Raw genomic sequence first — 2,571 nt, 5'->3', positions numbered from 1 at the left:
TGTTATACTCTTACTCATGAGGAATATGGTCTCCTTTCGGAAAGTTTGGTGTGGTAGCTTAACTTTAACACATGAGGCCCTATTCCTCATACCCTTTTTATTCAATTGTCCAAGATGTATTGTAGTCCTACATACGAGAGCCAAACAATGTGTAAGTTATAGGTTGATTTTTACCTATATGCGGGTATAATATAGGGATGAGCAAAACAAGTCCTAAAACAAAAGGGCGAAGAGAGCGAAAAAGCGGGGATTACCCGACCAAGAGAAAAAGCGCATAAAACCAGGCCCGGAGGAAAACCGAGCGAAAAAAGCCGTATGAGGGGGCGCTTTAAGCACCTCGCCGGAATGATTTGGATGCGCGGTAGGAGTGAGAGCCGGACAAAACGGCGGCCAGCGCAACCGCCAGAGCGGAGATATGAGCCAGTGTATTGAGGTTCACCGCGCTGGCGCCGTTGCGCACCCACAGCCGTTCCTGACCTGTGGATTTGAAGCGGGAATTGTAACGCTCACACTCCGTCCGCAGGGCGTAAATCCGCTTAAAATAGAGGCAGCTGCGGTCAATGGAAAGTCTGTAATCATCGGGAACGGTCTTGTATTTCGTGCAGCCCCGGTTTTTCTTTCCGTTGTTCCAATGCTTGTGGCTGCAGGGACACGCGCCCGTTTTGGACTGACGGAAGGGGCAGCAGTATTTCTGGCGGGTACGCCCATTGTCGGTGATTTTTCCGTCCTTGTGCATAGCCAGCCCGGCCTCGCAGACCGGATTACCGGCAGAAAGAGCCTTTGAGTCTTTCGTGCCGCGTGGATTGAGGGGGATAAAAACCTCCCCATCATAGACCGTTTTTACCGTATTGTAGATACTTTTCGCATCGTAGCCCTTGTCGGCAAGGAAAGCGCATTCTTTCAAAGAAATCGTCTGATCCGCGGACGCGAGGATCTCAGCGGCGACGGAGGAATCGGCGATATTGCCCGGTGTGGTCAACTCGTAGAGCGGCAGCCCGGAGATGCAGTCCACCAGCACATGACTTTTATAGCCCCAGTAGAAATCATACCGCCGCTCATTGTGCTGGTTGGAGGCCGAGTGGACGCCCAGGGCGCAGTCCGGGTCGCTTTTCGGGTGGTTTTCCTTGGAGAACTTGCTTTTTGCAAAGGATTTCGGGTTGTTCTGCTTGGTGTTTGCCATGACGGGCGTGGAATCCAGACCGATGAAGGATGCGTCCACGATCCCCAATTCGTACAGTTGCCGCACCAGGCCGGTCATGACCGCTTTCAACGCACCGTTGCCCAACTGCCGTAGGAAACGGTCATACGTCCAGTAGGACGGCAGCGGCTCCATAATATTGAAGCCGCAGTAATGGGCAATGAGTCGGTTGTTGTCCAGATAATCCATCAAATCTGTGATCTGTGAGAAACCCTCGCATTTCATAACGATAAAAGCACAGACCATGGCTTCCTTCGGAAATCCGCGCCGCCTGGTTGCCGCTCTGGGCAGCGTGAAGTCCACGCTGCTGAAAAGCTTGTAGTAGAACATGGCGGCGCTTGGGATGTAAACAGCGTGACATCCTGAATGATTTCCTGTCGGTAGATAGCGGCCAGCCCCTTTCTGGTTGGTTTTCTCTCAAATCAATTTTACCAAAAAGGGGCTCCGCTTTCTATACCATTTGAGTGATTTTCAGCTTCAGCCATGGCCGAGAGCCATTGCAATTACTACTCTTTTGGAGTTTTGCTCATGGCTGGGTATAATAAACATAGGAGGTGTTCACGATGACCATTGATACAAAGACGATCGTTTCGGTCACCGAAGCGAATCAGAACTTCTCGCGGGTAACGCGCATTGCCGAGAAGAACGGGCAGGCGGTGATTTTCAAGAACAATAAGCCCAAGTATATGCTGGTGGATCTGGATGTGTCCCCCATGATCGATATGACCGATGATGAGAAGATCGACGTTGTGGCGGCGCGCATCCTGAAAAAGTACAAGCCCGCATTTATGGAGCTGGCGAAATGATCAAGTTTTCGAAAGATAAGGTGTTGCTCCTCCACAGGCTCATCGCCGAGGAAACAGGCGGCAGCATTGGTGTCCGGGATGAAACCCTGTTGGATTCCGCATTGGAGAATGCCTTTGCCGGCTTCGGCGGGCAGGAGTTCTATCCGACCAAGGAGGAAAAGGGCGCACGGCTCGGCTATACGCTCATCTCCAACCACGCTTTTGTGGACGGCAACAAGCGCATCGGCATGTACGTTATGCTGACGTTTCTGGAAGTGAACGGGATACACGTGGAGTGTACCAACGAGGAGGTTGTGGAGGCCGGATTATCCGTCGCCTCCGGCACAATGGACTATGAAGCGCTTCTCCAATGGGTGCGCGACCACAGGATTTGACTGTTTTGAAGGGAGTTGACAGGCGGCACGCCTATTCTTTGGTTACAGCGGGGTCATTTCTGCGCCGTTGCAGGGCTTGACCCAAACAGTGACCCAAACACGAAAAAAAGCAGGTGGATACAGGCGGACACAATGGATGCCCCACCGAGCCGAAAGTATGCAAAAGCGCCGGAAAGCGTTGTGCCGCAACGCT

General features: G+C 52.2%; 3 protein-coding genes. 2 read left to right on the top strand and 1 reads right to left on the bottom strand.

Annotated elements, in window-relative coordinates; genetic code table 11:
• Nucleotides 1-328 precede the first annotated feature (328 nt).
• Nucleotides 329-1,528 (bottom strand): transposase, encoded by a 1,200-nt coding sequence (locus LKD37_RS17230; protein ID WP_302930292.1) that lies wholly within the window; start codon nucleotides 1,526-1,528, stop codon nucleotides 329-331.
• Nucleotides 1,529-1,761: 233 nt separating this feature from the next.
• Between LKD37_RS17230 and LKD37_RS17225 the strand changes: the two genes are divergently transcribed.
• Both LKD37_RS17225 and LKD37_RS17220 read left to right on the top strand, forming a co-directional pair.
• A complete protein-coding gene (locus LKD37_RS17225) occupies nucleotides 1,762-2,004 on the top strand; it encodes a type II toxin-antitoxin system Phd/YefM family antitoxin (RefSeq protein WP_302930291.1) in 243 nt (80 codons plus the stop codon).
• Nucleotides 2,001-2,378, top strand: a complete 378-nt coding sequence (locus LKD37_RS17220) for a type II toxin-antitoxin system death-on-curing family toxin (protein ID WP_302930290.1) — start codon at nucleotides 2,001-2,003, stop codon at nucleotides 2,376-2,378. The genes LKD37_RS17225 and LKD37_RS17220 overlap by 4 nt, the downstream gene beginning before the upstream one ends.
• The last annotated feature ends 193 nt before the right edge of the window (nucleotides 2,379-2,571 follow it).

Origin of the sequence: Brotocaccenecus cirricatena (assembly GCF_020687045.1) — a bacterium.
GTDB lineage: Bacteria > Bacillota > Clostridia > Oscillospirales > Oscillospiraceae > Vescimonas > Vescimonas cirricatena.
The sequence above is the reverse complement of the archived record's forward strand: the minus strand, read 5'-3'. Positions and strand labels throughout refer to the sequence as shown.